This window comes from Streptomyces sp. WAC04114 (assembly GCF_019733245.1).
GTDB classification, from domain to species: Bacteria; Actinomycetota; Actinomycetes; order Streptomycetales; family Streptomycetaceae; genus Streptomyces; species Streptomyces massasporeus_A.
In genome coordinates, this window is the sequence record NZ_JAIGQA010000432.1 from 1 (window position 1) to 364 (window position 364).

The 364-nt window shown below is 75.0% G+C and carries 1 protein-coding gene; it reads left to right on the top strand.

Annotated features, from left to right (window positions below):
• Positions 1-211, top strand: a 211-nt coding sequence (locus K4G64_RS39635; protein WP_260461596.1) for a hypothetical protein, incomplete at its 5' end; no start/stop codon positions are given.
• Between the last annotated feature and the right edge of the window lie 153 nt (positions 212-364).

The following is a 364-nucleotide window of genomic DNA, read 5'->3' on the forward strand; positions in this document are numbered from 1 at the left end:
CCCGGCGGGCGAGCTGGTGTACCCGGGCAGCGTGTTCGCGCAGCTGATCCGGCCGGGCGAGCTGGCCGCCTGCCACCCCGAGCTGGTCGCGCGCTGGGGCGAGCAGCCGCTGACGGCGGTCGGCGTCCAGGCGGACCTGGTGCTGGTCCGGGCCACCGACGTGGTGCTCGACCCGGACGAACTCGACCCGCGCGACACCGACTACCCATGACTCTTACAAACATCCGACGCTCCCGACCCGGCGGGCGAGCTGGTGTACCCGGGCAGCGTGTTCGCGCAGCTGATCCGGCCGGGCGAGCTGGCCGCCTGCCACCCCGAGCTGGTCGCGCGCTGGGGCGAGCAGCCGCTGACGGCGGTCGGCGTC